25 protein-coding genes are annotated in these 25,747 nt (G+C 61.7%); 16 read left to right on the top strand and 9 right to left on the bottom strand.

All coding sequences use genetic code 11. The features are described 5' to 3' along the window. Window positions 1–31 precede the first annotated feature (31 nt). Both CIB54_RS22150 and mmsB read left to right on the top strand, forming a co-directional pair. The gene (locus tag CIB54_RS22150) at window positions 32–1,549 is read left to right on the top strand and encodes a CoA-acylating methylmalonate-semialdehyde dehydrogenase (protein ID WP_065951155.1); all 1,518 of its coding nucleotides are present in this window, start codon (window positions 32–34) and stop codon (window positions 1,547–1,549) included. Window positions 1,550–1,565: 16 nt separating this feature from the next. After that, window positions 1,566–2,453, top strand: coding sequence for a 3-hydroxyisobutyrate dehydrogenase (mmsB, locus tag CIB54_RS22145; protein ID WP_101220963.1), 888 nt, complete (start codon window positions 1,566–1,568; stop codon window positions 2,451–2,453). Between the two features lie 45 nt (window positions 2,454–2,498). Here the strand turns inward: mmsB and CIB54_RS22140 are convergent, their stop codons facing one another. Continuing rightward, window positions 2,499–2,843, bottom strand: coding sequence for a cupin domain-containing protein (locus CIB54_RS22140; RefSeq protein ID WP_101220962.1), 345 nt, complete (start codon window positions 2,841–2,843; stop codon window positions 2,499–2,501). Window positions 2,844–3,152: 309 nt separating this feature from the next. Between CIB54_RS22140 and kynB the strand changes: the two genes are divergently transcribed. Together kynB and kynA are read left to right on the top strand one after the other, a co-directional pair. Continuing rightward, window positions 3,153–3,803: an arylformamidase gene (gene kynB, locus CIB54_RS22135; RefSeq protein ID WP_101220961.1), complete on the top strand. Its 651-nt coding sequence runs from the start codon at window positions 3,153–3,155 to the stop codon at window positions 3,801–3,803. Then, window positions 3,800–4,672: a tryptophan 2,3-dioxygenase gene (kynA, locus tag CIB54_RS22130; protein ID WP_065951159.1), complete on the top strand. Its 873-nt coding sequence runs from the start codon at window positions 3,800–3,802 to the stop codon at window positions 4,670–4,672. The genes kynB and kynA overlap by 4 nt, the downstream gene beginning before the upstream one ends. Window positions 4,673–4,816: 144 nt before the next feature. Here the strand turns inward: kynA and CIB54_RS22125 are convergent, their stop codons facing one another. The 4 genes from CIB54_RS22125 to antA form a co-directional block, all read right to left on the bottom strand. Further along, window positions 4,817–6,217: an amino acid permease gene (locus tag CIB54_RS22125; protein WP_065951160.1), complete on the bottom strand. Its 1,401-nt coding sequence runs from the start codon at window positions 6,215–6,217 to the stop codon at window positions 4,817–4,819. 70 nt (window positions 6,218–6,287) lie between these two features. After that, the gene (antC, locus tag CIB54_RS22120; RefSeq protein ID WP_101220960.1) at window positions 6,288–7,295 is read right to left on the bottom strand and encodes an anthranilate 1,2-dioxygenase electron transfer component AntC; all 1,008 of its coding nucleotides are present in this window, start codon (window positions 7,293–7,295) and stop codon (window positions 6,288–6,290) included. 147 nt (window positions 7,296–7,442) lie between these two features. Further along, the gene (gene antB, locus CIB54_RS22115) at window positions 7,443–7,934 is read right to left on the bottom strand and encodes an anthranilate 1,2-dioxygenase small subunit (RefSeq protein ID WP_065951162.1); all 492 of its coding nucleotides are present in this window, start codon (window positions 7,932–7,934) and stop codon (window positions 7,443–7,445) included. Continuing rightward, window positions 7,934–9,325 carry an anthranilate 1,2-dioxygenase large subunit gene (antA, locus tag CIB54_RS22110; RefSeq protein WP_101220959.1) on the bottom strand — a complete coding sequence of 464 codons (1,392 nt, stop codon included), beginning with the start codon at window positions 9,323–9,325 and terminating at the stop codon, window positions 7,934–7,936. Before antA ends, antB begins: the two co-directional genes overlap by 1 nt. Window positions 9,326–9,636: 311 nt before the next feature. Here antA and CIB54_RS22105 point away from each other — a divergent pair, with 311 nt between their 5' ends. After that, a complete protein-coding gene (locus tag CIB54_RS22105) occupies window positions 9,637–10,617 on the top strand; it encodes an AraC family transcriptional regulator (protein ID WP_101220958.1) in 981 nt (326 codons plus the stop codon). Between the two features lie 132 nt (window positions 10,618–10,749). Here the strand turns inward: CIB54_RS22105 and CIB54_RS22100 are convergent, their stop codons facing one another. After that, on the bottom strand, window positions 10,750–11,625 hold the full coding sequence (locus tag CIB54_RS22100; protein ID WP_101220957.1) for a LysR family transcriptional regulator: 876 nt from the start codon (window positions 11,623–11,625) through the stop codon (window positions 10,750–10,752). A gap of 114 nt (window positions 11,626–11,739) precedes the next feature. Between CIB54_RS22100 and CIB54_RS22095 the strand changes: the two genes are divergently transcribed. Genes CIB54_RS22095 through catA form a run of 3 tightly spaced genes read left to right on the top strand, consistent with a single transcriptional unit; the run spans window position 11,740 to window position 14,141 of the window. Next, window positions 11,740–12,867 carry a muconate cycloisomerase family protein gene (locus tag CIB54_RS22095; RefSeq protein WP_101220956.1) on the top strand — a complete coding sequence of 376 codons (1,128 nt, stop codon included), beginning with the start codon at window positions 11,740–11,742 and terminating at the stop codon, window positions 12,865–12,867. 12 nt (window positions 12,868–12,879) lie between these two features. Further along, window positions 12,880–13,170, top strand: a complete 291-nt coding sequence (catC, locus tag CIB54_RS22090) for a muconolactone Delta-isomerase (RefSeq protein WP_065951167.1) — start codon at window positions 12,880–12,882, stop codon at window positions 13,168–13,170. A gap of 41 nt (window positions 13,171–13,211) precedes the next feature. Continuing rightward, window positions 13,212–14,141 carry a catechol 1,2-dioxygenase gene (catA, locus tag CIB54_RS22085; RefSeq protein ID WP_101220955.1) on the top strand — a complete coding sequence of 310 codons (930 nt, stop codon included), beginning with the start codon at window positions 13,212–13,214 and terminating at the stop codon, window positions 14,139–14,141. A gap of 63 nt (window positions 14,142–14,204) precedes the next feature. On the opposite strand, the gene CIB54_RS22080 is transcribed toward catA, so the two are convergent. Beyond that, entirely contained in the window at window positions 14,205–14,678 is a 474-nt protein-coding gene (locus CIB54_RS22080) for an Lrp/AsnC family transcriptional regulator (RefSeq protein ID WP_065951169.1), read from the bottom strand. 144 nt (window positions 14,679–14,822) lie between these two features. Between CIB54_RS22080 and kynU the strand changes: the two genes are divergently transcribed. After that, the gene (kynU, locus tag CIB54_RS22075) at window positions 14,823–16,073 is read left to right on the top strand and encodes a kynureninase (RefSeq protein WP_065951170.1); all 1,251 of its coding nucleotides are present in this window, start codon (window positions 14,823–14,825) and stop codon (window positions 16,071–16,073) included. A gap of 154 nt (window positions 16,074–16,227) precedes the next feature. Beyond that, complete coding sequence (locus CIB54_RS22070; protein ID WP_101220954.1) at window positions 16,228–17,634, top strand: amino acid permease; 1,407 nt, start codon at window positions 16,228–16,230, stop codon at window positions 17,632–17,634. Here the strand turns inward: CIB54_RS22070 and CIB54_RS22065 are convergent. Beyond that, window positions 17,580–18,470 carry a LysR substrate-binding domain-containing protein gene (locus tag CIB54_RS22065; RefSeq protein WP_101220953.1) on the bottom strand — a complete coding sequence of 297 codons (891 nt, stop codon included), beginning with the start codon at window positions 18,468–18,470 and terminating at the stop codon, window positions 17,580–17,582. The genes CIB54_RS22070 and CIB54_RS22065 overlap by 55 nt on opposite strands. A 92-nt stretch (window positions 18,471–18,562) precedes the next feature. Here CIB54_RS22065 and CIB54_RS22060 point away from each other — a divergent pair, with 92 nt between their 5' ends. The 4 genes from CIB54_RS22060 to CIB54_RS22045 all read left to right on the top strand — a co-directional run bounded on the left by CIB54_RS22060 (window position 18,563) and on the right by CIB54_RS22045 (window position 22,885). After that, window positions 18,563–19,330, top strand: coding sequence for a sulfite exporter TauE/SafE family protein (locus CIB54_RS22060; RefSeq protein WP_101220952.1), 768 nt, complete (start codon window positions 18,563–18,565; stop codon window positions 19,328–19,330). A gap of 29 nt (window positions 19,331–19,359) precedes the next feature. After that, entirely contained in the window at window positions 19,360–20,256 is an 897-nt protein-coding gene (locus CIB54_RS22055; protein ID WP_101220951.1) for a LysR family transcriptional regulator, read from the top strand. 103 nt (window positions 20,257–20,359) lie between these two features. Then, window positions 20,360–21,253: an NAD-dependent epimerase/dehydratase family protein gene (locus CIB54_RS22050; protein ID WP_065951175.1), complete on the top strand. Its 894-nt coding sequence runs from the start codon at window positions 20,360–20,362 to the stop codon at window positions 21,251–21,253. 186 nt (window positions 21,254–21,439) lie between these two features. Beyond that, window positions 21,440–22,885: a SulP family inorganic anion transporter gene (locus CIB54_RS22045; RefSeq protein WP_065951176.1), complete on the top strand. Its 1,446-nt coding sequence runs from the start codon at window positions 21,440–21,442 to the stop codon at window positions 22,883–22,885. Window positions 22,886–22,896: 11 nt separating this feature from the next. Here CIB54_RS22045 and CIB54_RS22040 read toward each other — a convergent pair whose 3' ends face one another. Further along, window positions 22,897–23,277 (bottom strand): lysozyme inhibitor LprI family protein, encoded by a 381-nt coding sequence (locus CIB54_RS22040; RefSeq protein WP_065951177.1) that lies wholly within the window; start codon window positions 23,275–23,277, stop codon window positions 22,897–22,899. Window positions 23,278–23,524: 247 nt separating this feature from the next. On the opposite strand from CIB54_RS22040, the gene CIB54_RS22035 reads away from it, so the two are divergent. Next, window positions 23,525–24,874, top strand: a complete 1,350-nt coding sequence (locus CIB54_RS22035) for a GntT/GntP/DsdX family permease (RefSeq protein ID WP_175413282.1) — start codon at window positions 23,525–23,527, stop codon at window positions 24,872–24,874. Between the two features lie 12 nt (window positions 24,875–24,886). Beyond that, window positions 24,887–25,747 carry a MurR/RpiR family transcriptional regulator gene (locus CIB54_RS22030; RefSeq protein ID WP_065951179.1) on the top strand — a complete coding sequence of 287 codons (861 nt, stop codon included), beginning with the start codon at window positions 24,887–24,889 and terminating at the stop codon, window positions 25,745–25,747.

The raw sequence follows: 25,747 nt of genomic DNA, 5'->3' as shown, positions 1-25,747 counted from the left end.
TCTGCATAACAACAAGATTCCGGAGACCCTCATGAACGCATCTGCCGATATTTCCATACAACAGGTCAAGTTGCTGATCAACGGCGAGTGGGTCGAGTCCAAGACCACCGAATGGCAAGACATCGTCAACCCGGCTACCCAGCAAGTGTTGGCCAGGGTCCCGTTCGCCACGGCCGATGAGGTCAACGCGGCCATCGACGCGGCCCAGCGCGCCTTCCAGACCTGGAAGCTGACGCCGATTGGCGCGCGCATGCGCATCATGCTCAAGCTGCAAGCCTTGATCCGCGAACATTCCAAGCGCATTGCCGTGGTCCTCAGCAACGAGCAGGGTAAAACCATTGCCGATGCCGAGGGCGATATTTTCCGTGGCCTGGAAGTGGTCGAGCACGCCTGTTCCATCGGCACCCTGCAAATGGGCGAGTTCGCCGAGAACGTCGCCGGTGGCGTGGATACCTACACCCTGCGCCAGCCCATCGGCGTCTGCGCCGGCATCACGCCGTTCAATTTCCCGGCAATGATTCCGCTGTGGATGTTCCCGATGGCCATCGCCTGCGGTAACACCTTCGTGCTCAAGCCGTCCGAGCAGGACCCGCTGTCGACCATGCTGCTGGTGGAGCTGGCGCTGGAAGCTGGCGTACCGGCTGGCGTACTCAACGTGGTGCACGGTGGCAAGGACGTGGTGGATGCGCTGTGCACCCACAAAGATATCAAGGCGGTGTCTTTCGTCGGCTCAACCGCTGTGGGCACTCACGTTTATGACCTGGCCGGCAAACACGGCAAGCGTGTGCAATCGATGATGGGCGCCAAGAACCATGCGGTGGTGCTGCCGGATGCTAACCGTGAGCACACTCTGAATGCCCTGGTCGGTGCCGGTTTTGGCGCGGCAGGCCAGCGTTGCATGGCCACCTCGGTGGTGGTGCTGGTGGGCGCGTCCAAGCAATGGCTGCCGGATCTCAAGGCGCTGGCGCAAAAACTCAAGGTCAATGCGGGCAGCGAGGCGGGTACGGATGTCGGCCCGGTGATCTCCAAACGTGCCAAGGCACGCATCCTGGAGCTGATCGAAAGCGGCGTGAAAGAAGGGGCCACGCTGGAGCTGGACGGGCGCGACATCAAGGTGCCGGGCTTCGAGCAAGGTAACTTCGTTGGCCCGACGCTGTTCTCGGGCGTGACCACCGACATGCAAATCTACACCCAGGAAATCTTCGGCCCGGTGCTGGTGGTGCTGGAGGTCGACACCCTCGATCAAGCCATTGCACTGGTCAACGCCAACCCGTTCGGCAACGGCACCGGCCTGTTCACCCAGAGCGGCGCGGCGGCGCGTAAGTTCCAGAGTGAGATCGATGTAGGCCAGGTCGGTATCAACATTCCGATCCCGGTGCCGGTACCGTTCTTCAGCTTCACCGGCTCCCGTGGTTCCAAGCTGGGTGACCTGGGCCCGTACGGCAAGCAGGTGGTGCAGTTCTACACCCAGACCAAGACCGTCACCAGCCGCTGGTTCGATGACGACACGGTCAACGATGGCGTCAACACCACCATCAACCTGCGCTGAAACCTGGGAGACGACCATGAAGATTGCATTTATCGGCCTGGGCAACATGGGCGCGCCCATGGCCCGCAACCTGATCAAGGCCGGGCACGCACTGAACCTGTTCGACCTGAACCAGACCGTGCTCAAGGAGTTGGCCGAACTGGGCGGCACCATCAGCAGTTCGCCCCGTGATGCGGCGAAAGACGCTGAACTGGTGATTACCATGCTGCCGGCCGCCCTCCATGTGCGCAGCGTCTGGTTGAATGAAGATGGCGTTTTGGCCGGTATCGCCAAAGGCGTGCCCGCGGTGGATTGCAGCACCATCGACCCACAGACCATCCGCGATGTAGCAGTAGCGGCGGCAAAACAGGGCGTGGCAGTGGCCGATGCGCCGGTCTCCGGTGGCACCGGCGGCGCGCAAGCCGGGACGCTGACCTTTATGGTCGGCGCCAACCCGGAACTGTTCGCCACCCTGCAACCGGTACTGGCGCAGATGGGCCGCAACATCGTGCACTGCGGCGATGTGGGCACCGGGCAAATTGCCAAGATCTGCAACAACCTGCTGCTCGGGATCAGCATGGTCGGCGTCAGTGAGGCCATGGCCCTGGGCGATGCCTTGGGCATCGATACCCAAGTGCTGGCGGGCATCATCAACAGCTCTACCGGGCGTTGCTGGAGTTCCGACACCTACAACCCGTGGCCGGGTGTGATTGAAACGGCACCGTCATCGCGCGGCTATACCGGTGGTTTCGGTGCCGACCTGATGCTCAAGGATTTGGGGCTTGCCACTGAAGCGGCGCGCCAGGCACACCAGCCGGTGATCCTCGGTGCGGTGGCCCAGCAGTTGTATCAATCGATGAGCCAGCGTGGGGAAGGGGGCAAGGACTTCTCGGCGATCATCAACAGTTATCGAAAGCTCAAATAAAGACTGTGGCGAGGGAGCAATCTCCCTCGCCTCAGGTTTGGCAGTTCAGGCAAACACAAAATACTTACGCACCGTCTCGACCACCTCCCACGTGCCCTTCATCCCGGGTTCCACCACGAAGATATCCCCAGCACGCAGATGGATCGGCGCCATGCCTTCGGGTGTGATCACGCAATAGCCTTCCTGGAAGTGGCAGTATTCCCATTTCACGTATTCCACGTACCACTTGCCCGGCGTGCAGATCCAGGTGCCCATGATCTTGCTGCCGTCATCACTGGTGTAGGCGTTGAGGTTGACGGTGTGCGGGTCGCCTTCGAGCTTTTCCCATTTGCAGGCATCCAGGACCGGCAAGGGATGGGTGTCGCGCAGTACGGTGATGGGTTTGGACATGATGACTCCGAGGCATGGGAATAAGAGTCGAACCCTATAGCGTCACAGCGGGGGCTGGTGGTCTGGACTCGACATCGGTATGCCCAGAAGCGCAGCCCAGTACGAAGCGCGGTCAATGTGGGAGGGGCAAGCCCCCTCCCACATTGATTGCTGGTGGCCGCACCCCTGTGTTGAGAGGTGTTTCTGCGCGCAAACCAAGCGTTTTCTCGCAGTAACTGCGAAAGAATTCCCTTGCGGCGCCAGAATTCGCAAGAAAATTCACGTGCGGCCCTCGTATCATTCACCCAGGAATGAGTGAGAGCCTTGAAAATGAACCCAATAAAAACGTGGTGGGACATCAGCCCGCCCTTGAGTGCGGCGACCCCGACCTGGCCGGGCGATACGCCGTTCCAGGAAGAGCGCGTGTGGCAGTTCGGGCCGGAGTGCCCGGTGAATGTGGGGCGCGTGACGCTGTCGCCACATACCGGCGCCCATGTGGATGCACCGCTGCATTACAGCGCCGACGGCGCGCCGATTGGCGAGGTGTCGTTGGACGTGTACATGGGCCCGTGCCGCGTGTTGCACTGCCTGGGCAGTGGCGCCCTGGTGCAACCGCATCAACTGCAAGGGCGTGTGGATAACCTGCCCGAGCGCGTGCTGCTGCGCACTTATCCACAAGCGCCACTGACGCAATGGGATTCAGATTTCACCGCCATCGCCCCGCAAACCATCGAGCTGCTCGCCAGCCTCGGCGTGCGCCTGATCGGTATCGACACGCCCTCCCTGGACCCGCAACAGTCCAAGACCATGGACTCGCACAACGCCGTGGCGCGCCATGGCATGGCGATCCTTGAAGGCATCGTGCTCGACGATGTACCGGAGGGCGACTATGAGCTGATCGCGCTGCCGCTGCGTTTTGCCAACCTGGACGCCAGCCCTGTCCGCGCAATTCTGCGCCCGCTCAAGGAGCCCACGCGATGAGCCAGTGTCCCTTCTCGCCAGAATATAAGCCTGCCGACCACCAGTCCCCGGAAGAATGGCACAACGCCGAGCTGAATTTTTCCGAGTCCATGAGCTACGGCGACTACCTGGACCTGGGCAAAGTCCTCAGCGCCCAGCACCCGCTGTCGCCGGACCATAACGAAATGCTGTTCATCATCCAGCACCAGACCTCGGAGCTGTGGATGAAACTGATGCTGCACGAACTCAAGGCGGCCCGCGAACACGTGCGCCTCGGTGAGTTGCCGCCAGCCTTCAAGATGCTGGCGCGGGTCTCGAGGATCTTCGACCAGTTGGTACACGCCTGGGCGGTGCTGGCGACCATGACACCGTCGGAATACAAGGCGATCCGCCCGTTCCTCGGGCAGTCGTCGGGGTTCCAGTCGTTCCAGTACCGCGAGATTGAATTTATCCTCGGCAACAAGAGCCCGGCGCTGTTGCGGCCCCATGCCCATCGCCCGGCGTTGCTGGAGCAATTGCAGGTGGCGATTGCCACGCCGTCGCTGTATGACGAAGCGATCAACCTGATGGTCAAGGCCGGTCTGGCGATAGATCCGAAACGGGCCGAGCGCGACCCGACGGCGGCAACGGTTCACGATGAATCGGTGGAGGCTGCGTGGCGTGAGGTATACCGCGACCCGAGCCGTTATTGGGACTTGTATCAGTTGGCCGAGAAGTTCATCGACCTGGAGGATTCGTTCCGCCAGTGGCGCTTCCGGCATGTGACCACGGTGGAACGGATCATCGGCTTCCAGCCGGGAACCGGCGGCACTGAAGGTGTGGGGTATCTGCGCAAGATGCTCGACACGGTGCTGTTCCCCGAGTTGTGGCGGGTGCGTTCTACCCTCTGAACAAAAAAGCCCCGGACTACCGGGGCTGTTCATTTGGAATGCAGTTAAAAATGTGGGAGGGGGCTTGCCCCCGATAGCGGTGGGCCAGTAGACATATCAGTGGCTGACCCACTGCAATCGGGGGCAAGCCCCCTCCCACATGGGTTACTGCGCTGTCACGACCTTCGCGTTTCGGACGCGCAACCGATACGCCACATAGATAATCCCCACCCACACCGGCATCGCATACACCGACTCGCGAATCCCTGGAATCGCCAGCATCACGCTGATGATCATCAGCATGAACGCCAGGCACAGGTAGTTGCTGAACGGGAACCAGAAGGTCTTGAACGACGGCGTCACGCCTTGCTCGCCCATGGCCTTGCGGAACTTGATGTGGGTGATGCTGATCAGCGCCCAGTTGATCATCAGCGAGGCAACCACCAGCGCGAACAGCAACTCCAGGGCACTCTGCGGCGCGACGTAGTTGACCACCACGCACAGCATCGTCACCAGCGCCGAAATCGCCAGCGCCCGCAACGGCACACCTTGCTTGTTGAGCTTCATCAACGCCTTGGGCGCGTCGCCTTGCTCGGCCAGGCCGAACAGCATGCGGCTGTTGCAGTACACGCCGCTGTTGTATACCGACAACGCCGCGGTCAGCACCACGAAGTTGAGGATGTGCGCAGCGGTGTCATTGCCGATCAGCGAGAAGATCTGCACGAACGGGCTACCGCTGTAGGGATCGCCCGACGCGCCGAGGGTTTGCAGCAGTTGATCCCATGGGTACAGCGACAGCAGCACGGTGAGGGCGCCGACGTAGAAAATCAGGATCCGGTACACCACCTGGTTGATCGCCTTCGGGATCACCTTGCGCGGCTCGCTGGCCTCGGCGGCGGTGATGCCCACCAGCTCCAGGCCACCGAACGAGAACATGATGAACGCCATCGACATCAACAGCCCCATGCCACCGTTGGGGAAGAAACCGCCGTGGCTCCACAGGTTGCTGACCGACGCCTGCGGGCCGCCGGTACCGCTGAACAGCAGGTAGCAGCCGAGCACGATCATGCCGACAATCGCCACCACCTTGATGATCGCAAACCAGAATTCGGCTTCACCGAAGAACTTCACGTTCAGGGTGTTGATCAGGTTGACCGCGACGAAAAACACCAGCGCGCTGACCCAGGTCGGGATTTGTGGCCACCAGAACTGGATGTATTTGCCCACCGCCGTCAGTTCGGCCATGCCCACCAGCACGTACAGCACCCAGTAGTTCCAGCCTGCGAGAAAGCCCGCGTAACCGCCCCAGTATTTATGCGCAAAGTGGCTGAAGGAGCCGGCCACCGGCTCTTCGACAATCATCTCGCCGAGCTGGCGCATGATCAGGAAGGCGATGAAGCCGGCTATCGCGTAACCCAGGATCATCGACGGCCCCGCCGACTTGAGCACCCCGGCCGAGCCGAGGAACAGTCCCGTGCCAATCGCCCCTCCCAAGGCGATCAGTTGAATGTGCCGGTTCTTCAGGCCGCGCTTGAGGCCCACCGGGTTTACCATGTCATCCGCCATTAACGTTCCCTTCTACTTGTTTTTCTTAAGGGTGAGTGCAGGCGCATCAGCCCCTCAGAAGTGCTGAGGGTCAGATATTACTCTGCGTAAACTTTTCGTAATACAGCTGGACGCCATCAAGTGCCTGATCCGCCAGCCATTGTTGGATCGATTCGACCATCGGCGGGGGACCACAGACATACATGTCCACCGATCTGTCACGCAAGTGGGCCAGGTCGAAATGCTCGGTGAGGTAGCCGCGCTTGCCCGTCCATTGCGCTGAGGCGTCGCTGAGGACTTCGGTGTAGCGAAAATCGGCGATCTTCGCCGCGTAGCTGCGGATGCGCGCCGCTTCGCACAAGTCTTCTGCACCGCGCACGCCGTAGTAGAGGTGCACAGGGTGGTCGCAGCCGCCGGCCGCCAACTGATCGAGCATGCCCAGCAGTGCCGACAACCCGGTACCGCCGGCGACCAGCACCAGCGGTTGGCTGACGTGCCGCAGGTAGAACGCCCCCAGCGGCGCCTCCATCACGACCTCGTCACCCACCTGGCAGCGCTCGCGCACGTAGTTGCTCATCACCCCGTCGGGCAGCAGGCGCACCAGAAACTGCAACTGATTGCCTGGCAGGTTGGCGAAGGAATAGGAACGCCAGCTGTCAGTGCCGGGGACCGATAACCGCGCATATTGGCCGGGCAGAAAATCCAGCGGTGCGTCCATTTTAAGCTGCAGGATTGCCGTACTGGCCGACACCAACCGTACCTCGCTCACCGTACCGCGCACCTGCACCGGCCCCGGCGCGTTGCACAGGCTTGAATCGAAGTCGAAGTAGAAGGTCGCATCGGACTTCACCCGCGTCTGGCAACTGAGCATTTTGCGCTGTTGCAGGTCGAGGCTCGACAGCGCTTCTTCGTCGACATAGTCCTGGGTGTAAGCGCCGGATTCGCAACGCCCCTGACAGGTACCGCACACGCCTTCGCGACAGTCCAGCGGGATCTTGATGCCATTGCGCAGGGCGGCATCCAGCAGGATTTCATGGGCGCCCACCGGGAAGAACAGGGTCTTGCCATCGGCAAAACTGAAGGCCACTTTGTGGTTCATTCACATGACTCCGTGGATAGGTATGAACCTTGTAGGAGCGAGCTTGCTCGCGAAGAACGTCAACGATGACGCCATCCAGCCTGGATGCACGCGGTGTACTTGAGTTTTTCGCGAGCACGCTCGCTCCTACAGGGCGATGCGCCACCGTTACAGGTGGTAGAAGTCCAGCACCGAGTTGATGGTGTCGTTGAGCAGCAGCGCGTGCTTGCGGGTGATCAACCAGCTGTCGCCATCCGGCTTGAGACGGTAGGTCGCGTGCCCATAAAACTGCTCGGACGTCGCCAGCCGATAGAACAATGTGTGCCAGTTCAGCTTCACCGCCAGCGTGCCGTCGGCCTGTTCGGCGACGCGCACGTTATTGATCAAGTGCAGCGTGCGCGGCATCGGCGTGGCCGAGGCCGCCTTGCCGGTGCGCAGGCGGAATACGCGGTCCTCCAGCCCCGAGCGGTTGGCGTAATAGATCAACGACATTTCGCGCTTGGGGTCCTGGGTGTAGACATGTTCCGAGTCCCATTGCGGCAGGTGGAACTCGCTCTGCGGGTCGAATAACTGCACATAGGCATCCCAGTCCTGGGCGTCGCACAGTTCGGATTTACGGTAGAAGAATTGCTCGATCCGGTACTGCAATTGCGCATTCATCACTTCACCTCCCGCAGTTGCAGCGCCTGCCGGTCCAGGCCCTTGAGCAAAAACTGCTGCCAGTTGCGGTGTTGGTTGACGTAAAGGCCTTCGTGGGTGAATTCGGTGCCGGTCATGGCGGGCTGAATGCCGATGGCTTCGCTGTTCGGTGTCGGCCCGGTCTCCCAGCGATGGCTGCCGCGTGAGATATCGCTCCAGCGCTCCAGGCGGCCCTGGAAGCCGCGCTGGGCCTCGCGAAACTCCACCAGGTCATCCGGCGTGCCCATGCCTGAGACATTAAAGAAATCTTCGAACTGGCGAATACGGTTTTCGCGGTCGGCGTCGGACTCGTTCTTCACCCCCAGGCACTGGCTGATGATCTCGGTCTTGTTCCACGCCAGCGGGCGAATGATGCGCAGTTGGGAACTGATCTGGTCGAGAAAGAACAGGCTCGGGTAGATATTCAGGTTGCGCAGGCGGTGCATCATCCATTCGGCTTTCTGCCGGCCGTGTTCTGCTACCAGGCGCGGCATGATGGTGGCGTAGCCGGAGCGCACGCTGGGGTTGGGCATGTCGCTGAACAACAGGCTGTGGCCGTTGTTGAAGGCAAACCAGCCGTCATCGGTGTTGGCGTCGCCGGCGCCGAGCTTGCTGTAGTCCAGGGTAGTGCCGGCACTTGCGCCATTTTCGCTATTGACCTGCTGGCGATGCTGCACCGTGGCCACGTAGTTGTAGTGCACGGTGCTGACGTGATAACCGTCCAGGCCGTTTTCGTTTTGCAGTTTCCAGTTGCCGTCGTAGGTGTAGGCGGACTTGCCCGGCAGCACCTCCAGCTCGCCGGTTGCCGACTGCGCCACCATCATGTCGAAGAACACTTTGGCGTCGCCCAGGAAGTCCTCCAGGCTGTCGGTGCCGTTCACGTCGAGGCTGATAAACACAAAGCCCTTGTAGCTGTCGATGCGCGCCTTTTTCAGACCCCGCGTGGCTTTGTCGAAACCTTCCGGGTATTCCCCCGGCGCCTTGACCTTCACCAGCCGGCCATCGCTTTTGTAACACCAGGCGTGGAACGGGCAGGTGAACGTGGATTGGTTGCCCTTGCCCACGCGGGTGAGGGTGGTGCCGCGATGCTGGCAGGCATTGATCAGCGCGTTGAGCCGCCCTTCGCCGTCGCGGGTGATGATCATCGGCTGGCGCCCGGCGCGCATCGTCACGAAGTCGTGGTGATTGGCCAATTCGCTTTCGTGGCAGGCATAGATCCAGTTCTTCTCGAAGATCAGTTCCATCTCCAGGTCGAACAGTTCGGGTTCGGTGAACATGTCGCGGGCGATGCGGAACACTTCATCCGCCGGGCGAAAGTCCAGGCAACTGTCGATAAAGGTTTTCCACTGTTCGACGTTTCTTGCACCACTCATGGGAGGCACCTTTTTGATTGGGGCTGATCGGTGATGCATTAGAGGCAGTGGTGCAGGGCGTGGGCTATCCGCTTAATGGGGGAAGGCAGGCCGGATAATTGGGCAGCAAATACCCAACCCGGTGCGGGGCGGTGACGGGATGCGCTACTGTCTTGCAGGGCATCGGGCGAAAAACCCGGCTGCTTATCCACTTAGTCGGCGATTGCTATCCACCCGGTAGCCATTTCGCCGGCATGGCGCATTACTTGCTGTCCAACCCTAACGACGCGCCGTCAGAGCGCGCAAACGCCTAACCGCCGTGGGTGCACCTGATGAGCAGCCAAACGATTCAACGCTTCGACCTGGAAGGCGCACGTAGCTGGATGTCCGGCATCTGCGGGCCCCATCGCCTGGTCACCGCCACACCCGAACGCCTGCGTTTTCACCACAGTGCCAATAGCTTCAAGTCCCGCGCGACCACCCTGGGAGTGATCGAATACGGCACGGACGTGACCATCGACATCGAAGATGCCGAGCACTTCAGCAGTTACAGCCTGAGCCTGCCCCTGGTGGGCGAGCAGGAGCTGAGCAAGAACGGAGAACGGCTGCGCTCCAATCGCGAGCAGGGCGTCATCATCTCGCCCAACGAGCATCAGGTGCTGGCGATTTCCGGCGACTGCCGCAAGTTGCAGGTAGTGATTACCCGCGCAGCAATGAGTGAGTCACTGGAAGGTTTACTGCAGCGCCCCATCGAGGCGCCGTTGCGCTTTGAGTCGGTGATGGACGCGGTGGACGGCGCTTCGGCGTCGTGGTGGCGCATGGCGCGTTACTTCATTGCCGAACTGGAGCACGGCAGTGAGTTGTACGAGCAGGCCGCGTTTACCCGTGATTTGGAAAGCTCGTTGATCAAGGGGCTGATCCTGGCCCAGCCGAACAATTACTCCGAAGAACTGCGCGATGTACTGGGCTTGAAACTACCCCACTATTTGATCCGTGCACGCCAGTACATCCACGAAAACGCCCGCGAAGCCGTGCACCTGGAAGACCTGGAAGCGGCCGCAGGGGTGTCGCGGTTCAAACTGTTCGATGCCTTTCGCAAATATTTTGCACTGTCGCCGATGGCCTATCTGAAGAAGTACCGGCTGAGCGCCGTGCGCCAGGAAATGCTTGAGCATGGCGCCCCGCGGACCATCGCCGAGATCGCCCTGGGCTGGGGCTTTACTCACCTGGGGCGGTTTTCGGCGGAGTATCGCAAGTCATTTGATGAGACGCCGAGCCAGACCTTACAGCGCAAGCGCCTGCGCAGTCTTTGAATCCATGGCGATTAAAATGTGGGAGGGGGCTTGTTCCCGATAGCGGTGTGTCAGTCAATGAATAAGTTGCCTGATCCACAGCTATCGGGAGCAAGCCCCCTCCCACAAGGGAGTTGCAGTGTTTAAGAGCATTCAGATCAGTTCTTCAACCAGTTGCAGGCAATGACTGAGCCCCGGCGACTGATCATTCACCCGCCGGCTGAGAATGATCGGCGAGGTCGCGGTGGCTTCCACCACCGGCGCGTAACCGATATCCGCCCGATGCAGCACCTGCACCGACGCCGGCACCAGTGTCACGCCCATGCCTGCGCCCACCAGGCCCAGGGCGGTCTGCAATTCGTTGGTCCACTGCGCGACTTTGAGGCTCAAGCCGTGGGCGTCGAACAAGGCGATGACATGGTCGGCATAACTGGGGCGTGGATTGCCCGGATACAGCACAAAGGGCTCGGCGGCCAACTGCGCAAGGCTGGCGGGTGCGCCCAGCAACGGGTGACCGCTGGGCAGCACCGCCACCAGGCGGTCTTGCACCAGTACGCGCTGGACGATGGCCGGGTCGTCGATGGGAATTCGCCCGAAACCCACATCAATGCGCCCGGCCTTGAGGGCTTCGACCTGCTGCAAAGTAGTCATCTCCGACAACCCCAGCTCCAACTCCAGCGCCTCATGGGTGCGCAGTCGCCGAATCAGTTCCGGCAGCACGCCGTACAAGGTCGACGGCGCAAAGCCGATGCCCAGCCAGGTCTTCTGGCCCAGGCCGATGCGCCGGGTGTTGTCGCAGACCTTGCCCAACTGCTCGAGCAGCCCATTGGCGTGCTCATAGAAAAACCGCCCGGCCTCGGTCAGCCGCAGCGGTCGACCGCGCTCGAGCAGCACCACGCCCAATTCGTCTTCCAGTTGTTGAATCTGCCGGCTCAACGGCGGCTGGGCGATGTGCAGGCGTTCGGCAGCGCGGGTGAAGTTGAGGGTTTGGCCCAGAACCTGGAAATAGCGCAGGTGACGCAGTTCCATGTTGCCTCCTTTAATACCTTCAAGGTATCGAACCAGACCAATTCTATATTGGAACCCACCAGCCACGCAGCACAGAATCGACGCAAACCTATAAAGAACCCAACGGGTATTGCCATGCCGATTTGCCCCATCGAGTCGATCGAGACCATCATCGTCGACCTTCCCACCATTCGCCCGCACACGCTGGCGATGCATACGATGCAACACCAGACCCTGGTGATCATCCGCCTGCGTTGCGCCGATGGCATTGAAGGCCTCGGTGAATCCACCACCATCGGTGGCCTGAGTTACGGTAACGAAAGCCCCGAGAGCATCAAAGTCAACATCGACCGGCACTTCGCACCGCTGCTGATCGGCCAGGACGCAAGCAATATCAACGCCGCCATGGTGCGTCTGGAACGCTGCATCCGCGGCAATACGTTTGCCAAATCGGGTATCGAGAGCGCGTTGCTCGACGCCCTCGGCAAGCGCTTGAACCTGCCGGTCAGCGAACTGCTCGGCGGCCGTGTGCGCGATGCCTTGCCGGTGGCCTGGACCCTGGCCAGCGGCAATACCGCACAGGACATTGCCGAGGCCGAGAAGATGCTCGACCTGCGCCGCCATCGCCTTTTCAAACTGAAGATCGGCGCCGGTGAAGTCGACCGTGACCTGGCCCACGTGATCGCGATCAAGCGCGCGCTGGGTGATCGCGCCAGCGTGCGTGTCGATGTCAACCAGGCCTGGGACGAGGCCGTGGCCCTGCGCGCCTGCCGGGTGCTGGCGGACAACGGAATCGACCTGATCGAACAGCCGATCTCGCGCAACAATCGAGGCGGCATGGCGCGGCTGAACCTGTCGAGCCCGGCGCCGATCATGGCCGATGAATCGATTGAATGCGTCGAGGATGCGTTCAACCTGGCCCGCGAAGGCGCGGCCTCGGTGTTTGCCTTGAAAATCGCCAAGAACGGCGGCCCGCGTGCGGTGCTGCGGACGGCGGCGATTGCTCAAGCGGCGGGCATCGGCCTCTACGGCGGCACCATGCTCGAAGGCGGCATCGGCACCCTGGCTTCGGCACATGCCTTTGTCACGCTGAACACGCTGGCGTGGGGCACCGAACTGTTCGGTCCGTTGCTGCTCACCGAAGACATCCTCACCGAGCCGCCTGTGTACCGTGATTTCCACCTGCATGTCTCCACCGCACCGGGCCTGGGCCTGGCGATCGACGAAGAACGCCTGGCGTTCCTGCGTCGTGACAAACACTAAGAGGCGCCTGCCATGTTGTTCCACGTAAAGATGACCGTGAACCTGCCGCTCGACATGCCCGCCGAGCGCGCCGCCAGTCTCAAGGCCGAAGAGAAGGCCCTGGCGCAGCGCCTGCAACAAGAGGGGAAATGGCGCCACTTGTGGCGCATTGCCGGGCACTACGCCAACTACAGCGTGTTCGATGTCGAGAGTGTGCAGGCGCTGCACGACCTGCTGATGCAACTGCCGTTGTTCCCCTATATGGCCATCGAAGTCAATGCGCTGTGTCGGCATCCGTCGTCGATCCACGCGGACGACCGCTGAGCCTGTTTTGCACCCAATAATTACAAGATGAGGATTGCACCATGTCCATCCGACTGTCCCAGACTGCCCACGCCCAGCAGTTTCTCGAAGAAGCCAGCGGTCACCGCAGTGAAGGCGGCAACCCGCGCACCAAGGCGCTGATCTATCGGATCCTGCGCGACACCGTGAATATCATCGAAGACCTGGACGTGACCCCGCAAGAGTTCTGGACGGCGGTCAACTACCTCAACGAACTGGGGAAAAACCAGGAAGCCGGCTTGCTCGCCGCCGGGTTGGGCCTGGAGCATTATCTGGACCTGTTGATGGATGCCGCCGACATCGAGGCCGGCAAATCCGGTGGCACGCCGCGCACCATCGAAGGCCCGCTGTATGTGGCCGGTGCACCGCTGTGCAAATACGAAGCGCGACTGGATGATGGCAACGACGACGCCGTGCCGCTGTTCATGCGCGGGCAGGTGCGCGACACCCAGGGCAAACCGCTGGCGGGGGCGATTGTCGATGTGTGGCAGGCCAATACCGGCGGCACCTATTCGTGGTTTGACCCGACGCAATCGGAGTTTAACCTGCGCCGCCGCATCGAGACCGACGCCCAGGGCCACTATCGTTTTCGCAGCATCGTGCCGTCGGGCTACGGCTGCCCCCCGACCGGGCCGACCCAGCAGTTGCTCGATCAGTTGGGGCGTCATGGGCAGCGTCCGGCGCACATTCACTTCTTCATCTCGGCACCCGGCCATCGGCACCTGACCACGCAGATCAACCTGTCGGATGACCCGTACCTGCACGATGATTTTGCCTATGCCACACGTGATGAGTTGATCGCCCAGATCCGCTTCAGTGACGATCCGCAGCTGGCACAGGAGTTCGGCGTGCAGGGGCGATTGGCGCAGATTGATTTTGACTTTGAGTTGCAGGTGGCTGTTGCCCCCGCGGAGCAGCAGCGCATGCAGCGCGTACGCGCGCTCGAAGACTGAACACGGTTAAAAAATGTGGGAGGGGGCAAGCCCCCTCCCACATTGCACCGGTGTTGGATTTGGTTATTTGCGCACCACCAGATCCAGCACCTCATCCCGATCCTTGATCTTCTGCAGCACAATCTCCGAACGTATATCCATGACCCCCGCCGTGCGGTTGAGTTGGTTCACGATAAAGTCCGAGAAATGCTTGAGGTTGCGCGCCTGTACCCGCAGCACATAGTTGCTGGCGCCGGTGACCACATAGGCACTGGCCACCTCCGGCCAACCCTGCACCTTCTCGATGAATGTCTCATGCCAGTCTTGCACATCCTGGCGCAAGGACAGGTGCACGATGGCCTCAAGCTCAATGCCCAACTGCTCGGCATTGAGCACCGCCCGATAGCCGCTGATGACGCCTTCGCTTTCCAGCAGGCGCAAACGGCGCAGGCAGGCCGAGGGCGACAGCGCGACTTTTTCCGCCAGTTCCTGGTTGCTGATACGGCCGTCCTGTTGCAGGAAATGCAGGAGGCGCAGGTCGGTGGCGTCAAGAATCATGGTTTGAATAAATCCGCGTGTTTGGGAGTTAAATTCGAATTTCCTACAGCTTAAATAGCGCTTCACCTACCACTTTGCACGAAAATTCTCTAAAGCTTCGTTCATTATTTGCTCCATCTTCTCTTATAAAAACCAGGACAGACCATGACCACCCTAAGCCATTGCCAAGCCCTCGACGCCCAGGACCCGCTGGCGCCTTTGCGCGCTCAGTTCGCCCTGCCTGAGGGCGTCATCTACCTTGACGGCAACTCCCTCGGCGCGCGTCCGGTGGCCTCGCTGGCGCGGGCGCAACAGGTGATCGCCCAAGAGTGGGGCAACGGCCTGATTCGCAGCTGGAACAGCGCCGGTTGGGCGGACCTGTCCCTGCGCCTGGGCAATCGCCTGGCACCGCTGATCGGCGCAGGCGAGGGCGAAGTGGCGGTTACCGACACCACGTCCATCAACCTGTTCAAGGTGCTCAGCGCCGCGCTGAGCGTACAGCGCGAGCGTGTACCGGCGCGCAAGGTGATCGTCAGCGAAGCGAGCAATTTTCCCACCGACCTGTACATCGCCGAGGGCCTCGCCGAGCTGCTGCAACAGGGTTACACCCTGCGCTTGGTCAACAGCCCGGACGAACTGCCCCGCGCCATCGACCAGGATGTGGCGGTGGTGATGCTCACCCATGTCAACTACAAGACCGGCTATATGTATGACATGCACGCACTCACCGCCTTGAGCCATGAGTGCGGCGCGTTGAGCCTCTGGGACCTGGCGCATTCGGCCGGTGCGGTGCCCATCGACCTGCACGCGGCCGGGGCCGATTATGCGATTGGCTGCACCTACAAATACCTCAATGGCGGCCCGGGCTCCCAGGCGTTCGTGTGGGTCAGCCCGGCGTTGGTGGACCTGGTGCGCCAGCCGCTGTCGGGCTGGTTCGGGCATACCCGTCAATTTGCGATGGAATCGAACTACGCGCCGAGCGCCGGCATCGCCCGCTACCTGTGCGGCACCCAGCCGATCACCTCGCTTGCCATGGTGGAATGCGGGCTGGAGATATTTGAACAGACGGATATGGCCAGCCTGCGCGCTAAATCCCTGGCGTTGACCGATCTGTTTATCGAGCGAGTCGAAGCACGCTGCGCCGTCCATGGCTTGAAGCTGATCACCCCCCGTGAACACGCCAGGCGCGGCAGTCATGTGAGTTTCGAACACCCTGAAGGGTATGCGGTGATCCAGGCGCTGATCGCCCGGGGCGTGATCGGTGACTACCGTGAGCCGCGCATCATGCGATTCGGTTTTACCCCGCTGTACACCAGCTTCACCGACGTCTGGGACGCGGTGGAAATCCTCGGTGACATTCTCGACAACACCACCTGGGACCAGCCGCAATTCAAGGTGCGTAACAGCGTGACCTGATAGCACCACAAAACCAATGTGGGAGGGGGCTTGCCCCCGATAGCAGGGTGTCAGTGTTTTATCTGTTACTGATACACCGCCATCGGGGGCAAGCCCCCTCCCACAGGGGATCTGTGACAACAGCAGCAATCACAATAATAAAGGGGCACGCCACGTGACCACGCCAGACAACGGCTTTGCAGAAATCACCCACCGCGAACTGGGCCTCAAACGCCAGCTCACTTCCGCGCAAATGAGCATGATCGCCATCGGCGGCGCCATTGGTACCGGGCTGTTCATGGGCAGCGCCTACGCCATTGGCTATGCCGGGCCCAGTGTGTTGCTCAGCTACGCCATCGGTGCGTTGATTACGCTGATATTGATGGGGTGCCTGGCAGAGATGACGGTGGCCCATTCCACCTCCGGCTCTTTTGGCGCCTATGCCGAGTTTTACATCGGCCCGCTGGCCGGTTTCCTGGTGCGTTATGCCTACTGGGCGGCGATCGTGCTGGCAGTCGGGGCCGAGGTGACGGCGGTGGCGATGTACATGAAGTACTGGTTCGCCAACGTGCCGGAATGGGTATGGATCGTGTCGTTCTCCAGCGTGTTGATCCTGCTCAATGCGATCAGCGTGAAGACGTTTGGCAACTTCGAATACGGGTTCTCCACCCTCAAGATCAGCGCGATTGTCGGCTTCATCATCCTGGCGGTGTACGTAGTGTTCGGCTCGGGCAACCCGGAGTATGGCGTGCAGAACTACACCGCTCATGAGGGGTTTTTTCCCCATGGGGTGAGCGGTATGTGGATCGCGGTGATCGTGTCGATCTTCAGCTACTTGAGTGTGGAGATGATCGCAGTGGCTGCCGGTGAAGCAGCCGATCCGGAGCGGGCAGTGAAGAAAGCCTTTCGCGCGACCATTGTGCGCCTGGTGGTCTTCTACCTGCTGACCCTGGCATTGATGCTCGCCATCGTGCCGTGGAACCAGGCGGGTCAGGCCCAGAGCCCGTTCGTCACGGTGATGCAGACCATCGGTATTCCCGGCGCCACCGGGGTGATGAATTTCGTGATTCTGATCGCGGCGCTGTCGGCGATGAACAGCCAGCTCTACATCACCACGCGCATGATGTTCAGCCTGTCCCGCGCAGGTTTTGCGCCCAGGTCCATGGGCGCGTTGAGCAACAGCGGCATCCCGCTCAATGCTTTGCTGCTGTCCAGCTCCGGTATCGCATTGGCGACCCTGCTCAACGTGGTGTACCCGGAAAGTTCGTTCACGCTGATGATGGCGATCTCGATGTTCGGGGCGATTTTCACCTGGTTCATGATCTTCCTCACGCACCTGTTTTTCCGGCGCTACCGCAAGCGTCATGGCGGGCCGAAGCTGTCCTTCGAGCTGCGCCTGTTTCCGTACAGCACCTTGCTGGGGCTGGTGCTGATGGGCGCGGTGATGATCACCACGTATTTCACTGACGCGTTCAAGATGACCCTGGTGTTTGGCGTGCCGTTCCTGCTGATCCTGAGCGCGGTGTATTACGGGTTTTTCCGCAAGGGCAGGGCCAAGGCATCGAACAAGGCCCTGGCATAACCCGGCAGGTGTTCGAACGAGCGCGCGCAGAGCAACAGTTGGCGACAGGCCCAGTCCTCCTTGAGGGGCTGGGCCTTGATGCGACCTTCCTGCGGCCTGCGGTCCAGGGCGGCCTGGGGCACGATGCCCAGGCCCGCGCCCCGGGCGACCATGCGGATCACCCCATCGAAACCCTCGGCGCGGATGCGCGTTTGCAGGCGATAGCCTGCGTGCAAGGCCTGTTCCTCCAGGTACACCGCCAGCGCGCTATTGGCTGGCAGACCTACGTAGTCGTATTGCAGGCTGTCGATGAAATTCGCGGTTTTCAACGGATGGTCGAGGGGCATGATCAGCACCAACGGATCGTCGCGAAATGCCAGTGTCTGCAAGCCGTGGGTATCCACTGCATCGGAGATAATTCCCAGGTCGGCTGTGCCTTGGCGCAAGGCCTGGATAATGCGCAGGCTGGGCAACTCCTGCAGGTCGATATCGAGGTTGGGATGTTCGCGCAGAAAGTCGGCCAGCAGCTCCGGCAAATATTCGCTCAGCGCGGTGGTATTGCACAGCAGGCGCACCTGGCCTTTGACGCCCTTGGCGTATTCCGCCAGGTCTTGTTGCAGATGCTCGGCCTGTTGCAGCAGCAGGCGGGCGTGTCGGCCCAGGGCTTTGCCGGCAGGTGTCGGAGCGACGCCACGGCGGCCACGCTCCAGGAGTTCGATGCCCATCGAGGCCTCCATCGCCCGAATGCGCGCACTGGCGGCGGCCAGGGATAAATGGCTGCGGGCGGCGCCGGCGGTGATGTTGCCGGTGTCGAGGATGTGCAGGTAGAGGCGCAGGTCGATCAGGTCAAAGTGCATGGCTCAAGATTTCCTCAGCCTCATCCAAAACAAGAGGCTGCCTCAGTATATGGCGAATTTTCAACCGCTCGGCAAAACTGCACACTTTCGGCATGATGACTGTCCTGACGTTCTACCAAACCCTCGGCCCAGCCCTGACATTGCTGGTGATCGCCACGTTCCTGCTGGCCGGTACGGTCAAGGGCGTGATTGGTCTCGGCCTGCCCACGGTGGCCATGGGCATGCTCGGCCTGGCTATGTTGCCGGCACAGGCTGCGGCGTTACTGATCATCCCTTCGACGGTCACCAATCTCTGGCAACTGGCGTTGGGCGGTCACCTGAGTACCTTGCTCAAGCGCCTGTGGCCGATGTTGCTGCTGATTGTCCTCGGCGCCGGGCTGGGCACGCTGTGGCTGGGCATGGACGGTGGGCCGTGGGTGGTACGCGCGTTGGGCGCGGCGTTACTGGTGTATGCGCTGAGTGGATTATTCCTGCCGACCTTCACGGTGCAACCCCGAACCGAGCGCTGGCTGGGCCCGTTGTGCGGGGTTGTCACAGGCGTCATCACTGCAGCCACCGGCGTGTTCGTGATTCCCGCAGTGCCCTACCTGCAGGCATTAAGCTTGAGCCGCGATCAACTGGTGCAGGCGCTGGGGCTGTCGTTCAGCGTATCGACCCTGGCCCTGGCCGGCGGGCTGGCCTGGCGCGGCGCGCTCGGTGGCGGTGAAATCGGCGCATCGTTGTTGGCGCTGGTGCCGGCATTGCTGGGGATGTGGTTGGGCCAGGTGGTGCGCCAGCGCATCAGCGCGCTGTGGTTCAAGCGGGGATTTTTCGGCGGCATGGCGCTATTGGGAGGCCATTTGTTGCTCAGTGGTCAATAATGAGCCCGAGCCGATAACCAGGACAGCCCGTGAAAGCCCGATCCGATGAACTCCAGATCTTTGTCAGCGTAATCGAGTGCGGCTCGATTTCCGCCGCCGCCGAGCAGGTCGGGCAGACGCCGTCGGCGGTCAGCCGTACCTTGTCGCGCCTGGAGGCCAAGCTCGACACCACCCTGATCAACCGCACCACGCGGCGCATGGACCTGACCGAGGAGGGCCGGTACTTCTTCGAGCAGGCCAAGGTGATCCTGGCGCAAATGGAGGCGCTGGAAGAGCGTCTGTCGTCACGCCAGAAAAAACCGGCCGGGCGACTGCGTATCAATGCGGCCGTGCCGTTCATGCTGCACGCAATCATGCCCTATATTGGCGAATTTCGTCGTCTGTACCCGGACATCCAATTGGAGCTGAACAGCGACGACCTGATCATCGACCTGCTTGAGCAAAGCACCGACATTGCGATTCGTATCGGCACCCTGGCCGACTCCACCCTGCATGCCCGTGCCCTGGGCAGCACGCCGCTGCACATTCTGGCCAGCGCCGAATACCTCAGGCAACACGGCACGCCGACCACGGTCGCCGAATTGGCCGAGCACACGCTGCTGGGTTTCAGCCACACCGACACCCTCAACCATTGGCCGCTGCGCCATGCCGAAGGTGACCGCTGGCTGATCCAGCCGGGCGTTGCCGCGTCCAGTGGTGAAACCGTGCGCCACCTGGCATTGCAGGGGCAGGGCATTTGCTGCCTGTCCAACTTCATGACCCATCAAGACATCGATGCCGGGCGCCTGGTCCCACTCCTGGACACCTTCAACAGTGGCTACCGCCAGCCGATCCATGCGGTGTACTACCGCAACTCCCAACTGGCGTTGCGTATCCAATGCTTCCTGGACTTTATCCAGGCCAAGCTGGCACGTTACGCCGGCTGATTCGTGACTGCCGCGCAAGAGTGAATTGGGCAACGCGGGGTTATTCGCCGCCGGGGGCTGCTGGATACTGGGCTCATCACTTACCCAGCCAGGAGCACTCTCCATGAATGTATTCGTTACCGGCGCCGCCGGTTTTATCGGCGGCTCCATCGCCACCGGTCTGGTCAAGGCCGGGCACGCCGTCACCGGTCTGGTGCGCAGCGCCGAGCAAGCCGCTGAAATGACGGCACTGGGCATTACCCCAGTGATCGGCACCCTCGATGACGCGGTGATATTGACCGAACAGGCGCAGCACGCCGATGCAGTGATCAATGCCGCCAGCAGCGACCACCGCGCTGGCGTCGAAACCCTGCTGGCTGCCTTGAAAGGCTCCCACAAGCCGTTCCTGCACACCAGCGGCTCGAGCATCGTCGGCGACGCGTCGGGCGGCAAGGCCAGTGATGTCATTTACTTCGAGGACCATCTGCCGGAGCCGACCGCCGACAAGGCCGCTCGCGTGGCGATCGATAACCTGATCCTGGCCGCCGCCAGGGAGGGTGTGAATTCGGCGGTGATCTGTAACACCCTGATCTACGGTCACAGCCTGGGCGTGAAGCGTGACAGCGTGCAATTGCCGCGCTTGCTCAAGCAGGCCCGCAAAAGTGGTGTGGTACGCCATGTGGGGCCGGGGCAGAACATCTGGTCCAACGTGCATATCGAAGACGTGGTTGCGCTGTACCTGCTGGCGCTGACGAAGAATGTGCCGGGCACGTTCTACTTCGTGGAAAGCAGCGAAGCGGCCTTTATCGACATGACCACTGCGATTGCCCAGGCGCTGAACCTCGGTGAGCCGCAGGATTGGCCATTGGCTGAGGCTGAGGCCGAGTGGGGGTATGAAATGGCCAACTACGGGCTGGGCTCCAACAGCCGGGTACGCGGCAAACAGGCCCGTGAACGGCTGGGCTGGGTGCCCAAGCGTACGTCGGTGGTGGAGTGGATTCGCAACGAGATGGTGTGATGTTCGCTTGATACCGAGGTGAGGCCAATCGGGGGCAAGCCCCCTCCCACACTCTGAATGTATTCACAGTTCAAAGGTGGGAGGGGGCTTGCCCCCGATGGCCGCGCCTCGGTCCCAAAGGCTAGCCCCGCGCCGCTCAATTCCGTACCATTCCCCGCCTTATCCCCCGCAACTCCCTGGTACTCCATGAACCTCACCCGTCTGCGCGCCGACGCCCTGGCCGGCCTCACCACGTCATTTGCATTGCTGCCCGAATGCATCGCCTTCGCCCTGGTGGCCCATCTCAACCCGTTGATGGGGCTCTACGGCGCTTTTATCATTTGCACCCTCACCGCGTTGTTCGGCGGCCGGCCCGGCATGGTGTCCGGTGCGGCCGGTTCCATGGCGGTGGTGATCGTGGCGCTGGTGGTGCAACACGGCGTGGAGTATCTGCTGGCGACCGTGTTGCTGGGCGGGTTGATCATGGTCGCCTTCGGCCTGCTGCGCCTGGGCAAGCTGGTGCGCATGGTGCCCCACCCGGTGATGCTGGGGTTCGTCAACGGCCTGGCGATTATCATTGCGCTGGCGCAGTTGGAGCACTTCAAAAGCGGTGAAGCCTGGCTCAGCGGTACACCGCTGTACGTGATGGTCGGGCTGGTCGCGGTCACCATGGCCATCGTCTACCTGCTGCCACGCCTGACCCGCGCCGTGCCGCCCGCCCTGGTGGCGATCCTCGGCGTAGGCCTGGCCGTGTACCTGCTCGGCTTGCCCACCCGCACCCTCGGCGATATGGCGCACATCGCAGGCGGCCTGCCGACCTTCGCGCTGCCGCAGCTCCCCTGGACCCTGGAAACCCTTGGGATCATCGCGCCCTATGCGTTCCTGATGGCAATGGTCGGCCTGCTGGAAACCCTGCTGACCCTCAACCTCACCGACGAAATCACCGAAACCCGTGGCTACCCCGACCGCGAAAGCGTGGCCCTGGGCGCTGCGAATATGGTCTCGGGCCTGTTCGGCGGCATGGGCGGTTGCGCGATGATCGGGCAAACCGTGATCAACCTCAGTTCCGGCGGACGTGGGCGATTCTCCGGCGTGTTTGCCGGGGTGATGATCCTGCTGTTCATTCTGTTTCTGTCGCCGCTGATCGAGCGGATTCCGCTGGCGGCCCTGGTGGGGGTGATGTTCGTGGTGTCCCAGCAGACGTTCGCCTGGGCGTCGTTGCGGGTGATCAACAAGGTGCCGCTCAATGACGTGCTGGTGATCATCGCGGTGACGGTCATCACCGTGTTCACCGACCTGGCGACCGCTGTGCTGTGCGGTATCGTGATCGCTGCGCTGAATTTCGCCTGGCAACAGGCCCGCGAGCTGTATGCCGATGAACACCTGGAAGCCGACGGCAGCAAACTGTATCGCCTGCACGGCACCTTGTTCTTTGCCTCGACCACGCCGTTCCTGAATCAATTCGACCCGGCCAACGACCCAGCCCAGGTGACGCTCGATTGCCGTCACCTGAGCTTCGTCGATTATTCAGCGATCGCCGCGCTGATGACCCTGCGCGAGCGCTACAGCAAAGCGGGCAAGCATTTGCGCGTGCTGCACCTCTCGGAGCGCTGCAAGAAACTGCTCAAGCGCGCCAGGGTTCAGCACGACTGACCTGCAGCAGCCTATGGCCCGACCAGGTTTTCGAGTTCCTGCGCACGGGTCTGGGTCATGTCCAGCACACAGCCGGAACCGTTGACCTGATCAATGGTGCCGCCGGTGGCGCTGCCCGCAAAGGCGCAATTGGCGTCGCGGTATTTGATCCACAGGCGTTGCAGATCCTGCAGTTGCTGCTTGCGGTTGCCCTCCTGGGCGGCCAGCGCGGTCTTGTAAGCCTTATTCAGCCGCGCATCCTGCACCTTGGCCTCCTTGACGTTGCAGCCGACCATGTCGGCGGTGGTGTCTGCGCTGTCCATGCATTTATTCAGCGCCGGGTTATCGGCGGCGGCAGCAGTGCCGCAGAGGGCAAGAAGCAGGGCGCCGGCGGCGAGTGTCGTGCGAATCATCAGTGTGTTCCTGGCATCGATGGGTGTGCAGTGTATGACTCGACCGCGCACGTTGAGTTTCCAGCCCTTATCCGAAGGTCATGTAAGAACAGCCCCTGAATTTTCATGCGGCCGCGTCGGGCATATCCCACTGCGACAGCGCTTATCCCTGCGCGGTAATTACTTTCATAAAAATTGAAAACTCACCTTGGTAATGATTTATGAGTTTCACAACCTATTCGACGTGACCCTTTCCGAGGAGTACCGCATGGCCGCATCACCGGGCTTCGGGCTATTGGCATACGCCGCCATCGCCATCATTGCTTTGATCGTGCTGATTGCACGTTACCGGCTCAATCCGTTTATCGTCATCACTCTGGTGTCCATCGGCCTGGCGCTGATGGCCGGGATGCCGGCGGACACCATCATGGGCTCTTACGAGGCGGGCGTCGGCAAGACCCTGGGGCATATCGCCCTGGTCGTGGCGCTGGGCACCATGCTCGGCAAGATGATGGCCGAGTCCGGTGGCGCGGAGCAGGTGGCACGTACGTTGATCAACCGTTTCGGCGAGCGCAACGCCCACTGGGCCATGGTCTGCATCGCGTTCCTGGTGGGGCTGCCGCTGTTTTTCGAGGTGGGATTCGTTTTGCTGGTGCCGATCGCCTTTACCGTGGCGCGGCGCGTGGGCGTGTCGATCCTGATGGTCGGCCTGCCGATGGTCGCCGGCCTGTCGGTGGTGCATGCGCTGGTGCCGCCGCACCCGGCGGCGATGATGGCGGTGCTGGCGTATAACGCCTCGGTCGGGCAGACCGTGCTGTATGCGATCCTGATCGGTATTCCTACGGCGATCATCGCCGGCCCGGTCTATGCCAGGTTCATCGTGCCGCACATTCACCTGCCGGCGGAAAACCCGCTGGAACGCCAGTTTATCGAGCGCGAACCGCGTACCCGTTTGCCGAGCTTCGCGCTGACCATGGGCACCATCCTGTTGCCGGTCGTGCTGATGATGATTGGCGGTTGGGCCAATGTGATTTCCACGCCTGGCACCGGCTTCAACCAGTTCCTGTTATTTATCGGCAACTCGGTGATCGCGCTGCTGGTGGCGACCCTGGTAAGTTTCTGGACGCTGGGCCTGGCCCAGGGCTTCAACCGTGAGTCGATCCTCAAGTTCACCAATGAATGCCTGGCGCCCACGGCAAGCATCACGCTGCTGGTGGGGGCGGGCGGTGGCTTGAATCGCATCCTGGTGGATGCCGGCGTCACAAACGAAATCCTCGGCCTGGCCCACGCGTTCCAGCTGTCGCCACTGGTGATGGGCTGGTTGTTCGCCGCGCTGATGCGTATCGCCACGGGCTCGGCCACGGTGGCGATGACCACGGCGTCCGGTGTTGTGGCCCCGGTCGCCCTGGGCATGGGTTATCCACACCCTGAATTGCTGGTATTGGCGACCGGTGCGGGTTCGGTGATCTTTTCCCACGTCAACGACGGCGGCTTCTGGCTGATCAAGGAATACTTCAATATGACGGTGATCCAGACCTTCAAGACCTGGACCGTGCTGGAAACCCTGATTTCGGTGGTGGCCTTCGGTCTGACCTACGGTCTGTCCTGCCTTTTGTAACCGGGAACCGCCATGGACATCCTCTACCAGATCCGCGCCCGCCAGGATTCCTTCAGCGCCGGCGAAGGGCGTATCGCCAGGCTGATGCTCGACGACGTGGGCTTTGCCGCGTCGGCCAGCCTGGAAGAACTGTCGCAACGGGCCGAGGTCAGTACCGCCACCTTGTCGCGCTTTGCCCGCAGTGTCGGTTGTCGCGATTTGCGTGACCTGCGGCTGCAGTTGGCCCAGGCCAGCGGGGTTGGCAGCCGCTTCCTGGACCCGGCCGGGCTGCCGGAACAGTCGGCGTTTCATCGGCAGATTCTCGGTGATATCGAAGCGACGTTGCGCCAGCACCTGGCTGGCTTCAATCAGCACAGCTTTGTCGATGCGGTGAGCCTGCTGGGCAAGGCGCGGATGATCCACGCGTTCGGCATGGGCGGCCCGTCAAGCCTGTGCAGCGATGAATTGCAGGTGCGGCTGGTGCGCCTGGGCTATCCGATTGCGGCCTGCCACGACCCGGTGATGATGCGAGTGACGGCCGCGACCCTGGGACCGGAACAGGCGCTGATCGTCTGCTCGCTGAGCGGACTTACCCCCGAACTGTTGGATGTGGTGACACTGGCGCGCAACTACGACGCGCGCGTTGTCGCCATCACCCTGGCCGATTCGCCGCTGGCCGGGCTGGCGGACGTGCTGCTGCCGCTGCAACCGGCTGAAACCCATTTTATCTACAAGCCTACGGCTGCGCGCTACGGCATGCTGCTGGCCATCGACCTGCTGGCCACCGAGCTGGCGCTGGCCATGCCCGACGCCAACCAGGAACGCCTGCGCCGGATCAAACTCGCCCTGGACGATTATCGCGGCGGCCCTGACAGCCTGCCGCTTGGAGACTGA

It is taken from the genome of Pseudomonas fluorescens, from assembly GCF_002837185.1.
GTDB lineage: Bacteria > Pseudomonadota > Gammaproteobacteria > Pseudomonadales > Pseudomonadaceae > Aquipseudomonas > Aquipseudomonas fluorescens_AM.
This window is presented reverse-complemented; position numbering and strand designations above follow the sequence as displayed.